We start from the raw sequence: 16,501 nt of genomic DNA, 5'->3' as shown, positions 1-16,501 counted from the left end.
ATACCCCGTAACGCGTTCAAACGTCACGGGGTATTTTTATTTAGTTTCGTGTTATCCAGTTTTAATACACGTTTTCCGACTGCTGCAGGCGGTCGTACTGTTCCTTGTCGCCTACGACGATACGCTGGAACTGTCTCAGACCCGTACCGGCAGGAATCAGGTGTCCGCAGATAACGTTCTCCTTCATACCTTCCAGATAGTCGGTTTTACCGCGGATGGCAGCGTCATTGAGTACCTTGGTAGTCTCCTGGAAGGAAGCGGCACTCATAAAACTCTTGGTCTGCAACGCTGCACGCGTGATTCCTTGCAGTATTTGACGGCTCGTGGCAGGAACGGCATCGCGTGTCTGAACGATAGCTTTATCCTGACGCTTGAGGAACGAGTTCTCATCGCGCAGTTTGCGGGCGGTTACAATCTGTCCCTTGTGCAAGTTTTCACTGTCGCCCGCATCCGTAACTACCTTCTTGCCCCAGATGCGATCGTTTTCCTCTGCAAAGTCGAGTTTGTCAACAATTTCCTGTTCGAGGAAGCGTGTGTCGCCTGCATCCTGGATTTCTACCTTGCGCATCATCTGGCGCACGATAACCTCAAAGTGCTTGTCGTTAATCTTCACACCCTGCAGGCGGTAAACGTCCTGTACTTCATTGACGATGTAACTCTGCACGGCAGTAGGACCTTGGATGGCAAGGATGTCTGCGGGAGTAACAGAACCATCGCTGAGCGGTGTTCCGGCACGAACGAAGTCGTTCTCCTGAACGAGGATTTGCTTAGACAGCGATACGAGATATTTCTTCACCTCGCCAAGTTTTGAGGTAACGATGATTTCACGATGACCTCTCTTGACGGTACCCATTGAAATTTCACCGTCGATTTCGCTGACCACCGCAGGATTGCTCGGGTTGCGGGCCTCGAAGAGTTCAGTTACACGAGGCAGACCACCAGTGATGTCGCCAGCCTTGCTTACGGCACGCGGTATCTTGACGAGGATGTCGCCCGGCACCACTTTCTGTCCGTCCTCGACCGAGATATGGCCGTTGATGGGGAAGTTGTAGGTACGGAGCACTTCCTTGCCCTTCATGATGTGCGCTACGGGCACCTTGTTGCGGTCTTTCGACTCTACGACGATGCGTTCGCGCAGACCTGTTGCTTCATCCTCCTCGATGCGATAGGTAGAACCTTCTTCCACGCCTTCGAGTTTGATCTTACCGCCATCTTCAGTTACAATAACGGCATTGAACGGGTCCCAGCGCGCAACGAGTGTGCCTTTCTTTACCATCTGCTTATCGTCAACAAAGAGGTGTGAGCCATAAGGCACATTCATAACAGAAAGAACAATGTTGGTATTCACATCAACAAAGTGTACTTCGGTGAGTCGGCTGACAACTACCTTGCTTGGTGTACCATCTTCCTCCTTGACATCTACTGTACGCAGTTCTTCGAATTCTACTCGGCAGTCGGACTTGGCTGTAATGGTTGCGTTTGCCGCAGCATCACCGGCAATACCACCGGCGTGGAACGTACGCAGTGTGAGCTGTGTACCAGGTTCACCAATGGACTGTGCTGCAATAACGCCGACAGGTTCGCCAATTTGTACCATCTTGCTTGTTGCAAGATTTCGTCCGTAGCACTTCTGGCAAACACCTTTCTTGCTTTCGCATGTGAGTACGGAACGTATCTCGACGCTCTCGATAGGTGAATTTTCTATCTCTGCCACAACGCTCTCAGTGATTTCCTCACCTGCAGGCAGTATGAGTCGTCCGCTTTCAGGATTGATGATGTCGTGCACCGTAACACGTCCGAGTATGCGTTCTCCGAGCGACGAAATGACTTCATCGCCGTCCTTGAGCGCATGGCATACGAGTCCGCGCAGTGTGCCGCAGTCTTCCTCTGTGATGATGACATCGTGCGACACATCGACAAGACGACGTGTGAGGTAACCGGCATCGGCTGTCTTGAGAGCGGTGTCGGCAAGACCCTTACGAGCACCGTGAGTAGAAATAAAGTACTCAAGTACCGACATACCTTCCTTGAAGTTGGAGAGAATAGGATTCTCAATAATCATGTTGCCTTCAGCACCGGCTTTCTGTGGCTTAGCCATAAGACCACGCATGCCTGCCAACTGTGCAATCTGGTCGGCAGAACCACGGGCACCTGAATCGAGCATCATGAACACGGCATTGAAACCCTGGTCTGCCTCTGTCATCTCTTTCATGAGAATCTTCTTGAGGTCGGTATTCACGTGCGACCAGGTGTCGATGACCTGATTGTAGCGTTCCTTATCCGTGATAAAGCCCATGTTATAGTTGGCTGTAATCTGGTCAACTTCGTCGTTACCCCTCTTGACGATATTCTTCTTTTCTTCCGGAATGATGATGTCGTCGAGGTTGAACGAAAGACCGCCTTCATACGCCATGCGATAACCCAGATTCTTGATACCGTCGAGGAATTCACAGGCTTCAGCCATACCAACGGATTTGATAACACGTGTAATGACATCTCTCAGCGATTTTTTTGAGATGATGGTGTTGACAAAGCCAACTTCTTTCGGGATGATTTCGTTGACGATGACACGTCCCACTGAAGTCTCAACAATGTGCTTAACAGGGAATCCGTTCTCATCGAGGTCATCTACAAGCACCTTAACAGGTGCGTGTACATCCACTCTGTTTTCGTTGAAAGCGATGATAGCCTCTTCGGGACCATAGAAAGTCAGTCCTTCGCCTTTTGCTCCCGGACGTATCTTTGTGATGTAATAGAGACCGAGCACCATATCCTGTGATGGCACGGTGATAGGTGCGCCATTGGCAGGATTGAGGATGTTGTGGCTCTGCAGCATCAGAATCTGTGCCTCCATGATGGCTTCATTGCTCAACGGGAGGTGCACAGCCATCTGGTCGCCGTCGAAGTCGGCATTGAATGCCGTACAAGCAAGCGGATGTAGTTGAATGGCTTTGCCTTCTATCATCTTCGGCTGGAAAGCCTGGATACCGAGACGGTGGAGTGTCGGAGCACGGTTCAAGAGCACGGGATGTCCCTTCATCACATACTCGAGGATATCCCAGATCATCGGGTCTTTACGATCCACAAGACGCTTGGCACTCTTCACGGTCTTAACCACTCCGCGCTCTATCAGTTTACGAATAACGAACGGTTTGTAGAGTTCTGCTGCCATGAGTTTTGGCAAACCGCATTCGCCCATCTTGAGTTCAGGACCTACAACGATTACGGAACGTGCTGAATAGTCCACACGCTTACCGAGCAGGTTCTGGCGGAAGCGCCCCTGCTTACCCTTGAGCGAGTCGCTGAGAGATTTGAGTGGACGGTTGCTGTCGCTCTTCACTGCACTACTCTTGCGGCTATTGTCGAAAAGGCTGTCCACTGCCTCCTGAAGCATACGCTTTTCGTTGCGAAGGATAACTTCAGGTGCCTTGATCTCAAGGAGACGCTTCAGACGGTTGTTGCGAATGAGTACGCGACGATAGAGGTCGTTGAGGTCAGAGGTTGCAAAACGCCCGCCATCGAGTGGTACCAATGGCCTGAGGTCTGGCGGAGTAACCGGAAGAATCTTCATAATCATCCACTCCGGCTTATTGATTTCCTTGCTGCTTCTGAAGGCTTCTACCACCTGAAGACGCTTGAGTGCATCGTTCTTACGCTGCATGGAAGTGTCGGTATTGGCACGGTCGCGCAGTTCGTAAGAAAGTGCATCAAGATCAAGGCGATGCAGGAGGTCATACACAGCCTCGGCACCCATCTTGGCAATGAACTTGTTAGGATCGGTGTCTTCGAGGTATTGGTTGTCCTGTGGCAGTTTCTTCAGGAGTTCGAGATATTCTTCCTCCGTAAGCAAGTCGAGTTCGTTACAGTCCTCACTAAGAAGACCGGGTTGAATTACGACATAACGCTCGTAGTAGATGATGGAGTCGAGTTTCTTAGTTGGCAGTCCGAGCAGGTAGCCTATCTTGTTAGGCAGCGACTTGAAATACCAGATGTGGGCTACGGGCACAACGAGAGTGATGTGTCCGGCACGCTCACGACGCACTTTCTTCTCCGTAACCTCCACACCGCAACGGTCGCACACGATGCCTTTATAGCGAATACGTTTGTACTTACCGCAGTTGCACTCATAGTCTTTCGTAGGACCGAAGATGCGTTCGCAGAAAAGACCGTCGCGTTCAGGCTTGTATGTACGGTAGTTGATGGTTTCAGGTTTCAGAACCTCACCGAATGAGTTTGCCTGTATCTCCTCAGGTGATGCCAGACCGATGGTGATCTTCGTGAAATTACTCTTTAATTTATTTTCTTTCTTGAAAGCCATATTCTATTTTGGTTTTATGTCTTTGGTGATGTTTAATAAATCAGGATTTATACAACACCCCTTTAAAGAGTCTGTTATTTTAGTCGAGTTTAATGCTTAGACCAAGTCCGCGCAATTCGTGCAAAAGTACATTGAGCGATTCAGGTATTCCGGGCTCGGGCATCTTGTCGCCTTTGACTACTGCCTCGTATGCCTTGGAACGTCCTGTTACGTCATCCGACTTGATGGTAAGTATTTCCTGCAGCACATGAGAAGCACCAAAGGCTTCGATTGCCCAGACTTCCATCTCACCAAAGCGCTGTCCACCGAACTGGGCTTTACCGCCAAGCGGCTGCTGCGTGATGAGTGAGTACGGACCGATGGAGCGTGCGTGCATCTTGTCTTCTACCATGTGACCCAGTTTGAGCATGTAGGTAATACCCACTGTTGCTTTCTGGTCGAAGGGTTCGCCCGTGCCGCCGTCATAAAGTTGTGTAGAGCCGTATCTGGGCAACCCTGCCTTTTCAGTCCATTCGAGCAGGTCCTCGAGTTTTGCACCATCAAAGATAGGTGTTGCAAACTTCACACCGAGTCTCTTTCCTGCAGAACCAAGTACGGCTTCAAAAATCTGACCGAGGTTCATACGCGAAGGCACACCCAGAGGATTCAGCACGATGTCAACCGGAGTTCCGTCTGCGAGGAATGGCATATCCTCCTGACGAACAACTTTCGAAACGATACCTTTGTTTCCGTGACGACCTGCCATCTTGTCGCCAACACCAATCTTACGTTTCTTGGCGATGTAAACCTTTGCCATCTGGATAATACCGCTGGGCAATTCATCACCAATAGTAAGCGCCAGTTTCTTTCTCTTGAGTTGGGCATCGAGGATGTTCACCTTTCGCTGATAGTTGATAACGAGACGGCGGATGAGGTCGTTGGTATGCTCATCGTCTGTCCAGTTGTTCAGCATTATCGATGCATAGTCAAGATTTTCAAGAACAGACTTGCTGAATTTGGCATCTTTCGCCATGACTTCGGCGCCAAGGTTGTCTTTGATGCCTTTCGACTTGAGATTCTTTGTCAGTTTGAGCAGACGTTTGATCATTTCTGCCTTCAGGTCGGCTGTAGTCTTGTTGAATTCATCGTCGTATTTCTGAAGTTCTGCCTTCTCAGCAGCCTTCGACGAGCGCGACTTCTGAGCCTTTGAGAAGAGACGGCTGTTGATGACCACACCCGAGAGCGATGGATTGGCTTTGAGCGAAGCATCTTTCACGTCGCCCGCCTTGTCGCCGAAGATGGCACGCAAGAGTTTTTCTTCGGGAGTGGGGTCACTTTCACCCTTAGGCGTAATCTTACCGATAAGGATGTCGCCTGGTTCAACACGGGCGCCAATGCGGATGATACCATTCTCATCGAGATCCTTTGTGGCATCTTCGCTCACGTTAGGTATGTCGTTCGTGAGTTCTTCCATACCGCGCTTCGTTTCGCGCACCTCGAGTGAGAATTCGTCAACGTGTACACTGGTGAGGATATCTTCGCGAACCATGCGTTCGTTGAGCACGATGGCGTCCTCGTAGTTGTAACCCTTCCAAGGCATGTAAGCCACAAGGAGGTTTCTGCCGAGTGCAAGTTCACCATTCTCTGTGGCATAGCCCTCTGTAAGGATATCACCGGCCTTTACACGCTGCCCTACCTCGCAGATAGGACGCAGGTCGATGGTCATATTCTGGTTCGTACGACGGAACTTGGGTATTTTATATTCAACCAATGCAGGGTCGAAACTGACGAATTCTTCGTCTTCTGTCCTGTCGTACAGAATGGTAATTTTCTCAGCATCAACATATTTCACCACACCATCACCTTCCGCAGTGATCATCGTACGCGAATCCTCGCAAACCTGCTTTTCGATACCGGTACCTACGATAGGTGCTTCACTACGAATGAGAGGCACTGCCTGGCGCATCATGTTAGAACCCATGAGTGCACGGTGGGCATCGTCGTGTTCGAGGAAGGGAATCAGCGCGGCTGCAATAGATGCAATCTGCTGAGGCGACACGTCCATAAGTTTCACCTCTGAAGGTGGAACAACAGGATAGTCGGCATCCTGACGACACTTCACACGGTCGCGGATAAATGTTCCGTCATCGCGCAATGGTGCGTTACCCTGACCGATAATAACACCTTCTTCCTCCTCAGCACTGAGATAGGTTATGTGGTCGTTATTAAGGTCAACAACCTCGTTTTCAACATGACGATAAGGTGTCTCGATAAATCCGAGATTGTTGATTTTTGCATAAACGCAAAGAGACGAAATAAGACCAATGTTAGGACCTTCAGGCGACTCGATTGGACAAAGGCGGCCATAGTGAGTATAGTGTACGTCACGAACCTCAAAACCGGCTCTTTCACGACTCAGACCACCAGGACCAAGCGCAGAAAGACGACGCTTATGCGTAATTTCAGCAAGCGGGTTCGTCTGATCCATGAATTGCGAAAGCGCATTCGTACCGAAGAAAGAGTTGATGACGGAAGAGATGGTCTTCGCATTGATAAGGTCGGTCGGCATGAATACTTCGTTGTCGCGAACGTTCATGCGCTCACGAATGGTGCGACTCATGCGGGCCAGACCGATGGCAAACTGATTAGAGAGTTGTTCGCCTACTGTACGTACACGACGATTAGAAAGGTGGTCGATGTCATCGACGTCTGCCTTTGAGTTGATAAGTTGTACAAGATACTTGATAATCTCTATGATGTCTTCGCGGGTGAGCACACGCGTTTCCATATCAGTTGAGAGGTTGAGTTTCTTGTTGATACGGTAGCGTCCCACCTCGCCGAGGTCATAGCGCTTCTCTGAGAAGAAGAGATTGTTGATAACCTCACGTGCACTGGCATCATCGGCAGGGTCTGCATTACGCAACTGACGATAGATGTAGAGCACGGCTTCCTTTTCAGAATTGCTCGGGTCTTTCTGCAGTGTGTTGAAGATAATGGAGAATTCGGCTGCAGTATTTTCTTCTTTGTGAACGAGAATGGTGCTTGCACCACTTTCGATGATTTCGGGAATGATATCCTGTTCGATAATAGTTTCACGATCGAACAGCACTTCATTACGCTCGATAGAAACAACTTCGCCGGTATCTTCGTCAACAAAGTCCTCTACCCAACTCTTGAGTACTCTTGCCGCAAGTTTTCTGCCTACGACTTTCTTGAGTTGAGTCTTGTTTACCTTAACCTCTTCTGCGAGGTCGAAGATTTGAAGAATGTCCTTGTCGTTTTCATAACCGATGGCACGAAGCAGCGTGGTTACAGGCAATTTCTTCTTACGGTCGATGTAGGCGTACATCGCGTTGTTTATGTCTGTTGCAAACTCAATCCATGAGCCTTTGAAAGGTATGATACGGGCGCTGTAGAGTTTTGTACCGTTGGCGTGTATGCTCGAGCCGAAGAACACACCGGGCGAGCGGTGCAACTGAGAAACAACAACACGCTCAGCACCATTGATGATGAATGTGCCATTAGGGGTCATGTAGGGGATTGGACCGAGATACACGTCCTGCACCATTGTGCCGAAATCCTCATGGTCGGGGTCGGTGCAGAAGAGTTTCAATTTGGCCTTTAGAGGCACACTGTACGACAGTCCACGCTCAAGACACTCCTCGATGCTGTAACGTGGCGGGTCGATGTAGTAATCGAGGAATTCCAGCACAAAGTTGTTGCGAGTGTCCTGAATAGGGAACGTTTCTGCAAACACTTTGTATAATCCGTCGTTCTTGCGCAATTCGGACGGTGTGTCAAGTTGCAGGAAATCCTGAAATGATTTCAACTGAACATCAAGAAAGTCAGGATATTCCATCGGACTCTTTACCGATGCAAAGTTGACACGTTGGTTAATTACATTTGAAGACATTCTTTCGTTTTTGAATATATGATTGAGGGCTGGTTTTTACCCTTAATTTTACATAATTTCGGGATGAGTACTCGTTTAGGTCCCGAAACATAGAATTATTAGACGCAAAAAGGTTAAGAACCCCCTACCAGAGGATTCTTAACCGACACCCTGTAAAGGGGGGTATGTGTGTGTTAAGCGATTTCCACTTCAGCACCAGCCTCTTCGAGAGCCTTCTTCAGTGCTTCTGCTTCTTCCTTACCTACACCTTCCTTGAGTTTGCTTGGGCAACCGTCAACGAGGTCCTTTGCTTCCTTGAGGCCAAGACCGCAAGCTTCCTTAACAGCCTTTACTACCTGAAGTTTAGCACCACCCGGGCTCTTAAGAACTACATCAAACTCAGTCTTTTCAGCTGCTGCGCCTTCACCACCTGCTACGGGAGCTGCTGCTACTGCAACTGCAGCGGCTGCGGGTTCGATACCATAATCCTCCTTGAGGACTGTTGCCAATTCATTAACTTCTTTTACTGTCAAATTTACCAATTGTTCAGCAAGAGCTTTAATATCTGCCATTTTTGTAAATATTTTTTTGTTATTAATTCAATTTGTTTGGTTTTCCGTAACGCCTGACGCCACTCAAATATTTTTAAGCCCGCCAACCGTTATTCGGCTGATTATTCAGGGCGTTCACCCAATGTCTTAAGCACACCGTGGAGCGTCTGTCCGGCACCTTGAAGAGCAGAGACGACGTTCTTTGCCGGAGATTGCAGCAATGCCACAACTTCTGCAAGTACTTCTGCCTTGCTCTTGATGGAGCACAGTGTGTCAATCTGGTCTGCACCTACGTAGATGCCTTCCTCGGCGTATGCAGCCTTCAGGGCAGGAATGCCTGTAGCCTTGCTTTCCTCTTTAAGAAGTTTTGCAGGAACATTTGCTGTGTTGCAGAAGAACACGGCAGTAGTACCTTTAAGACAACCATAAAGAGGAGAATAGTCAACTTCTTCAGCATCAAGAGCCTTCTGAAGGAGCGTATTCTTAACTACAACCATCTTAATTTCCTGCTTGAAGCACTTGCGACGTAAATCGCTCGTTTGCTGTGCATTCAAACCGGTTACATCTACCAAATAAAAGTGTGCGTATTCGTTGAGTTTCTCACCAAGTTGCTTGATGATTATTTGTTTATCTTCCTTCTTCATTTTCGTGCAAAAATTATGATTCTACTGATTTGGGATCAACTTTGACACCCTTGCTCATAGTTGATGAAAGATAAATACTCTTGATATACGTACCTTTTGCTGCAGCGGGTTTCAACTTGAGGATAGTGTTGATGAATTCCTTGGCATTGCCTACCATCTGCTCAGGGGTGAACGACACCTTGCCGATAGATGCATGAACAATACCAGTCTTATCAACCTTGAAGTCTATCTTACCCTGCTTTACCTCGCGAATTGCCTTAGCAACGTCTGGGGTAACGGTACCACTCTTAGGGTTAGGCATGAGGCCACGCGGTCCGAGTACACGTCCGAGTGCACCAATCTTGCCCATGATGGCAGGCATCGTGATGATAACATCGATGTCGGTCCAGCCACCTTTTATCTTCTCGATATATTCATCGAGACCTACGTAATCAGCGCCAGCTTCTTTTGCAGCAGTTTCAGCTTCGGGGGACAGAGACAGAGCACACGCGTTACCTTACCTGTACCGTGAGGGAGAGAAACCGTGCCGCGAACCATCTGATTCGCCTTGCGGGGGTCAACTCCGAGACGGATGTCGATATCGAACGAAGCGTCGAATTTGGTCGTAGTAATCTCCTTGACCAATTCGGCAGCCTCTGCCAATGTATAAGCCTTCCCTGTTTCAACTTTGTCAGCGACTGATTTCTGATTTTTTGTCAGTTTAGCCATTGTTCTAAAAATTGAAGTTTAATGATTAACCGGGGAAGTCGCCCGTTACTGTTATACCCATACTGCGTGCCGTACCAGCCACCAGTTTCATGGCGGACTCAACGGTGAAGCAGTTCAAGTCTGGCATCTTCTCCTCTGCGATGGCACGAACCTGATCCCAAGTGACCGAAGCGATCTTCTGGCGGTTCGGCTGAGCAGAGCCACTCTTTTTCTTTGCTGCCTCAAGCAGTTGAATTGCAACAGGAGGAGTCTTCACAATGAATGTGAAGGACTTGTCGGTGTAGTAAGTGATTACCACTGGCAACACCTTACCAGCCTTCTCCTGAGTTCTGGCATTGAACTGCTTGCAGAAATCCATGATGTTGATACCCTTGGCACCGAGAGCGGGGCCTACGGGTGGAGATGGATTTGCAGCGCCACCTTTAATCTGTAATTTGATTAATCCAGCAACTTCTTTTGCCATTTTTGTTTTTAATTTTTAAGTCATTGCCGCAGAATACCTGCAACAAAAAATTGAGAGAATCTCAGGCACGTAACATTACCTATTTTCTCTCCACCTGCATAGGCCCAAGTTCAAGCGGGGTGCTACGTCCGAAGACGGTAACAACCACGATGAGTTTTCTCTTTTCTCTGTCGATTTTCTCAATAACCCCTGAGAAACCACTGAGAGGACCATCTATAACCTTAACGTTCTCGCCGATAGTGAACGGGATCTCCATTTCGGGATTTTCCGCTTGCATCTCATCCATCTTACCAAGAAGTTGGTTTACCTCACGCAATGGAAGCGGCGTGGGGTTGTCCATACCTCCCAGAAATCCCAACACGTTGGGCGTCTGACGAAGTTCATGAGCAATTTCACCAACTAACTTCGCTTCAACAAAAACATAACCAGACATGAGAGTGCGGTCCTTCACGACTCTTTTCGAGCCGCGCTGCTGAACCACCTTCTCGGTAGGGATAAGCACCTGCGAAACGAGTCCATCAAACCGATTGTTCTTAATTTCGGCATCGATGTACTCTTTCACTTTTGCTTCCTTACCACTAACTGCACGCAGCACATACCACTGCATTTCCGTTGCCATAGTGTAGTCTTTGATAAAGGATTAATGATAAATCAACTGCATAAGATGCTCAAACACAAAGTCGAGCGCAAACACAACAAGCGCAATCACAATGGAAGCAGTTAAAACGACAATTGCGGTGTGTGTAAGTTCTTTGCGAGTAGGCCAAGTAGTCCTTAGGGCCAGTTCTTCGTAGCAACCTTTACAATATGTTGCAATACTCTTAAACATATATGCATTCTTTTAATTCGCACGGGAAGAGAGGCTCGAACTCCCGACACCTGGTTTTGGAGACCAGTGCTCTACCAACTGAGCTATTCCCGTAAGTTGGAATTAGAGGCCTGGACAAACCAAACCTCTAACCCAATGTCATTTTTGATTAGTCGAGGATCTCAGTAATCTGACCTGAACCTACCGTACGACCACCTTCGCGGATAGCGAAGCGGAGACCTACGTTGAGGGCTACGTTGTAGATCAGTTCAACTGTGATTTCAACGTTATCACCAGGCATTACCATGTCAACACCTTCGGGAAGGTGAATTTCACCTGTACAGTCCATGGTGCGGAGATAGAACTGAGGACGATACTTGTTGCCGAACGGTGTGTGACGTCCACCTTCTTCCTTCTTCAATACGTAGATTGAAGCCTTGAACTTTGAGTGAGGAGTAATGGCACCCGGGTGAGTAATTACCATACCACGCTTGATTTCGTTCTTGTCGATACCGCGGAGGAGAAGACCAACGTTATCACCTGCTTCACCTTCGTCAAGAATCTTACGGAACATTTCAACGCCGGTTACAACTGACTTCTTGTCTTCACCGAGACCGAGAATCTGAACTTCGTCGCCTACCTTAACTACACCGGTTTCGATACGACCTGTAGCAACAGTACCACGACCAGTGATAGAGAAGATGTCCTCAACAGGCATCAAGAATGCCTTATCCTTGTCGCGAACTGGTTCTTGAATCCAGTTGTCGCAAGCATCCATAAGCTCCATTACTTTTTCTTCCCATTCAGGAACACCGTTGAGTGCACCGAGAGCAGAACCACGGATGATAGGAGTATCCTCTTCGAATTCGTATTGGCTGAGGAGGTCTTGCATTTCCATTTCAACGAGGTCGAGCATTTCTGCATCGTCAACCATGTCGCACTTGTTGAGGAATACAACGAGACGAGGAACGTTTACCTGACGAGCGAGAAGGATGTGCTCGCGAGTCTGAGGCATAGGACCGTCAGTTGCAGCAACAACGATGATAGCACCGTCCATCTGAGCAGCACCGGTTACCATGTTCTTTACATAGTCGGCGTGGCCCGGGCAGTCAACGTGAGCGTAGTGACGATTTGCAGTCTCGTACTCAACGTGTGCAGTGTTAATAGTGATACCACGTTCCTTTTCTTCAGGAGCGTTGTCGATTTGGTCGAAAGACTTCACTTCAGAGAGACCTTTCTTTGCCAATACAGTAGTGATGGCAGCGGTCAAAGTAGTCTTACCGTGGTCAACGTGACCAATAGTACCGATGTTTACATGCGGTTTGGTTCTTTCAAAATGTTCTTTAGCCATAGCTTGAAAATTATTTAATATGAATGATTATTCGTTGATAATTTTAACTCTCTTTTTTTGTTGGTTTTTCACCATACTTTTAGAGAGCTGTTAACGAGATTTGAACTCGTGACCTCTTCCTTACCAAGGAAGTGCTCTACCACTGAGCTATAACAGCGTCTCTCTGTCTTAGAGCGGAAGACGGGGCTCAAACCCGCGACCCCCAGCTTGGAAGGCTAGTGCTCTATCAACTGAGCTACTTCCGCATTAGCACCCCTTGTAAAGGAGTGTGGGCAAAGATGGATTCGAACCACCGAAGGCGAAAGCCAGCAGATTTACAGTCTGCCCCATTTGTCCACTCTGGTATTTGCCCGTGCCGCTTTATTTCAAACGGTCTGTCTCGTTCGCAAGCACATAAGTACACTGCGAAACGGCTGCAAAGTTAGATATATTTTTCGACTTACAAAACTTTTTTTCGTTTTTTTCCAAAAAATATATTCACGCTTTGGGAAAAAGTGGTGCAAAAATACATTTTTTTCAAAAACACAGCAAGAGTGTTCTGCAATTTTGACGCGATCGGGGTATAATATGACAACAAAACACTCCTACACCAAAAACAGAGGCGGAAGCCTGATGCAACCGCCTCGATTTTATTATATTATAGGAGTTGATTCACTCCTTATTATATTATAGGCCTTTATTTTCTCTTGTCTTTGATTTTTTCAAGCTGTTTCTTGAGGGCTTCCAGACAAAGATCAACACCCTCTTCAAAAGTGTCGCAAACCTTTTCAGCATGGAGCTCATTTCCCGGTATCAGCACGCGAACACTCGTTTCCTTATTCTTTACCGTTTCAGGCTTAACAACCTTGAGGGAAACCTCTGCCTTCACAATACGGTCGTTGTTCTTTTCGAGTTTCGACAATTTCTTCTCGATGAAAGCATGCAACTGCTCAGTTGCATCGAAATGGATAGATTTAATCTTGATTTCCATAATACACTCATTTTGTGTTCTTGCGAACAGGTTAAAATGTTTTGCACTGACTCTGCTAAACGCAAAGTCATTTATCATTGTTTTCAATGGCGAATTTAAGCAAAATTTTTGTATCAACACCATAAAACGAAAAAAAAATGAACCAAAATCTTTTTTTGTTTACTCTACTTTCTGAATTTGAACAACAAAGACAAGGCAGAAAACTAAAATAAAGAGAGAGTAACTTTTTTGCAAAAAAGATTGGACGATAGAAAATTTATTCGTTATTTTGCAAGCCGAACTTTGCAATTGGAAGAATGAGTTTTATACTCAGCAGTCAGATGCAAACAGACTATTAGATATTTAACAATGTTTTTTAAAGATATTGCAACCTATGAAGCTTAACCGACTTAATCTGATTAGAGGCATACAGATGCTGTTCCTCGTTGGTATTGTATCTTTTTTTGCAGGATGCTCCGAGGAAATTGATGATTCTAACTATGCCATTAAAGACAAGCCCACACTGACAGAACTAATAACCGGAAACGACAGTCTGTCGTATATCAAAGCAATCCTGGAAGAGGTGCGTCTGAGCTCCTCCGACCGCGCATCGTCGCTCTCAAGCGTACTCTCAGCACGAGGAAACTACACCGTATTCGCACCAACGAATGAAGCTGTGGAAGCATATTGCGAAAAGATTACGGGCAGCAAGGACGTCAGTCAGTTGACATACGAACAGAAGCAACTCATCGCATATAGTTGTATCATCGACTGCGGAAGAGCAAACGCCTACGAATCGGCAGAATTCCCTGTAAATGGGTCATTCCTCAATACTAACCTCAACGACCGTCTATTGTCATGTGTTGTTAACGAAAATGACGTGTATATCATCAATGGCACTTCACCTGTTCAAACGGCAGACTATGAAGCGACCAATGGCTACCTCCACCTCGTTTCAACTGTAATCGCACCTTCCGGAAACAATGTGGCAGAACTCATTAAGAGTGCAGACAACCTCAAGATTTTCGGTAAGTTGCTTGAAATAACAGGTCTTCAAGATAGTCTTGCCATAGAGAAGGATATGGACTATGAGAACGATGAGAATTTGCCTGAAACTCGCTATTGGTCAAGTGTGGCATACCAAGGTTCCAACCAAAACTGGGACATCCCTCGCCACCGGTATCTGGGCTTCACCGCTTTCGTAGAGACCGACAGTGTATTCCAAAAAGAATGGGGCATCACGATGCCACAGACTAACGATTTTGGTGACATTACCAACTGGGAAGCCATCGAACCACAAATCAAGGCTAAGGTGCAGGCTGCCTATCCAGATGCCACAAGCGACGACCCAAAGAACCCCAACAGCGCCTTCTATCGCTTCGTTGCTTACCACTTCATAAAAGGAAAGATGGCATACAACAGGTTTGTACACCATTGCTGCGAACACAACTACCGCTTTGGTTCAAACATACTTGAGCCGCAAGAAGTAAACTACACCGTTGACATCTGGGATTACTTCTATACAATCAACATGGGTTCAGACGGCAGAAGAGGCTTGATAAAGGTCCTTCAGGTTCCTACTGGTGAACATGAAATCTACCTCAATCGCATTTCAAAATACGATAATGGTATCAAGGGAACATATAAAGAAATCTCCACACGCCCATACACAACAGGTTCGGGCATCAACATCAAGATAAATGCCAACAACGGAGCAAATGACAACAATGCTTCTAACGGCTACTACTACCCCATCGACGGCATTCTGCTCTATGATATAGAAACACGTCGCGCACTCGGTAGCGAAAGAATAAGGTTCGACCTTACTACTATAACTCCGGAACTCATCTCAAACAACTTCCGCGCCATTAAATACCAAGCCTTCCAGCATGGTTATTTCGAAGACATCTCTAACGAAACAGACGGAACTGAGATCTATTATTTGGTATGCGGATGGAATGGCTACGGCTACTGGCACGACTACCAAGGCGACGAATACCTGTTCTCCGGACTGTACGACTTCATATTACGCCTCCCGCCGGTACCTATTGATGGTACCTACGAAATCCGTATGGGTTCCGCTCTTAACCCCTCAAGAGGCATGTGTACCATATACTTCGGTGAATCGCCAGACAACACACTGCCTGTGGGTCTGCCGTTCGACTTGCGTCAAGGCACAAACTACAACAAGGACACAGGAACATTCGAAAACTACGAAGTGCCATACATCAAAGATGAAGACCTCAATTTCGATGAAGACCTCATCATTGAGAACGACAAAGAACTCCGCACGCACGGCTACATGAAAGCACCCGCTTATTTCTGGGATACCATGTTCCAAAGCTCTGCCCGCGACCAAGGCTATGGCTCTTTGCCGGCACTGCGTCGTATCATTACTGTGGCAGACATGAAAGCAAACAAGACATATTACCTGCGCTTCAAATCATCATTGAAGAAACTTGACTCACAGTTCTTCCTTGACTACTTTGAACTCGTACCGGCTAACGTCTTCAACGGCACAGAACCGGAAGACATCTGGTAATCAGCTTTACAAGAAACAACAAGGAGACAGGCAACCGCTTGTCTCCTTTTTTTCCATTCCTAAAACACGTGGAGAAAAACACTCGCTAAGCTATAAAATCGTGATCGTTCGTGGTAAAAAAATCCCCCAGACTACTTCCTTCCCAAACTTTTTAGTAATTTTACAACCGAATCGGGAGAAAAACCCCGACAAACAACAACAGCATTCGCTATTATTTCGCGTTCAGCCAAAAGCCTCGGAAACTCTTTGGAAATAACATAACGCACAGAAGTAATATGTGATAAGGTGTTCGTATG

General features: G+C 47.2%; 10 protein-coding genes, 4 tRNA genes and 1 pseudogene. 1 reads left to right on the top strand and 14 read right to left on the bottom strand.

Annotated features, from left to right (window positions below; all coding sequences use genetic code 11):
- Nucleotides 1–61 precede the first annotated feature (61 nt).
- The 14 genes and pseudogenes from rpoC to hpf form a co-directional block, all read right to left on the bottom strand.
- Entirely contained in the window at nt 62–4,318 is a 4,257-nt protein-coding gene (rpoC, locus tag C7Y71_RS09370) for a DNA-directed RNA polymerase subunit beta' (protein ID WP_111898097.1), read from the bottom strand.
- Between the two features lie 79 nt (nt 4,319–4,397).
- Complete coding sequence (gene rpoB, locus C7Y71_RS09365) at nt 4,398–8,210, bottom strand: DNA-directed RNA polymerase subunit beta (RefSeq protein WP_111898098.1); 3,813 nt, start codon at nt 8,208–8,210, stop codon at nt 4,398–4,400.
- Nucleotides 8,211–8,383: 173 nt separating this feature from the next.
- A complete protein-coding gene (gene rplL, locus C7Y71_RS09360) occupies nt 8,384–8,761 on the bottom strand; it encodes a 50S ribosomal protein L7/L12 (RefSeq protein WP_111898099.1) in 378 nt (125 codons plus the stop codon).
- 101 nt (nt 8,762–8,862) lie between these two features.
- Nucleotides 8,863–9,384 (bottom strand): 50S ribosomal protein L10, encoded by a 522-nt coding sequence (rplJ, locus tag C7Y71_RS09355; RefSeq protein ID WP_111898100.1) that lies wholly within the window; start codon nt 9,382–9,384, stop codon nt 8,863–8,865.
- Between the two features lie 13 nt (nt 9,385–9,397).
- Nucleotides 9,398–10,092 (bottom strand): annotated as a pseudogene (gene rplA / locus C7Y71_RS09350) (50S ribosomal protein L1).
- A gap of 25 nt (nt 10,093–10,117) precedes the next feature.
- On the bottom strand, nt 10,118–10,555 hold the full coding sequence (gene rplK / locus C7Y71_RS09345; RefSeq protein WP_111898102.1) for a 50S ribosomal protein L11: 438 nt from the start codon (nt 10,553–10,555) through the stop codon (nt 10,118–10,120).
- 79 nt (nt 10,556–10,634) lie between these two features.
- Nucleotides 10,635–11,174 carry a transcription termination/antitermination protein NusG gene (gene nusG, locus C7Y71_RS09340; RefSeq protein WP_111898103.1) on the bottom strand — a complete coding sequence of 180 codons (540 nt, stop codon included), beginning with the start codon at nt 11,172–11,174 and terminating at the stop codon, nt 10,635–10,637.
- Between the two features lie 21 nt (nt 11,175–11,195).
- Nucleotides 11,196–11,384 (bottom strand): preprotein translocase subunit SecE, encoded by a 189-nt coding sequence (secE, locus tag C7Y71_RS09335; RefSeq protein WP_111898105.1) that lies wholly within the window; start codon nt 11,382–11,384, stop codon nt 11,196–11,198.
- A gap of 20 nt (nt 11,385–11,404) precedes the next feature.
- Nucleotides 11,405–11,477 (bottom strand) — tRNA-Trp (locus tag C7Y71_RS09330).
- 55 nt (nt 11,478–11,532) lie between these two features.
- Nucleotides 11,533–12,714: an elongation factor Tu gene (gene tuf, locus C7Y71_RS09325; RefSeq protein ID WP_111898107.1), complete on the bottom strand. Its 1,182-nt coding sequence runs from the start codon at nt 12,712–12,714 to the stop codon at nt 11,533–11,535.
- A gap of 85 nt (nt 12,715–12,799) precedes the next feature.
- Nucleotides 12,800–12,871, bottom strand: a tRNA-Thr gene (locus C7Y71_RS09320).
- Nucleotides 12,872–12,886: 15 nt separating this feature from the next.
- Nucleotides 12,887–12,959, bottom strand: a tRNA-Gly gene (locus C7Y71_RS09315).
- 24 nt (nt 12,960–12,983) lie between these two features.
- A tRNA-Tyr gene (locus tag C7Y71_RS09310) sits at nt 12,984–13,066 on the bottom strand.
- Nucleotides 13,067–13,390: 324 nt separating this feature from the next.
- Nucleotides 13,391–13,684, bottom strand: coding sequence for a ribosome hibernation-promoting factor, HPF/YfiA family (gene hpf, locus C7Y71_RS09305; protein WP_111898109.1), 294 nt, complete (start codon nt 13,682–13,684; stop codon nt 13,391–13,393).
- Nucleotides 13,685–14,057: 373 nt separating this feature from the next.
- On the opposite strand from hpf, the gene C7Y71_RS09300 reads away from it, so the two are divergent.
- Entirely contained in the window at nt 14,058–16,205 is a 2,148-nt protein-coding gene (locus C7Y71_RS09300) for a fasciclin domain-containing protein (RefSeq protein ID WP_111898110.1), read from the top strand.
- Nucleotides 16,206–16,501 lie beyond the last annotated feature (296 nt).

It is taken from the genome of Pseudoprevotella muciniphila (assembly GCF_003265305.2).
GTDB lineage: Bacteria > Bacteroidota > Bacteroidia > Bacteroidales > Bacteroidaceae > Alloprevotella > Alloprevotella muciniphila.
This window is presented reverse-complemented; position numbering and strand designations above follow the sequence as displayed.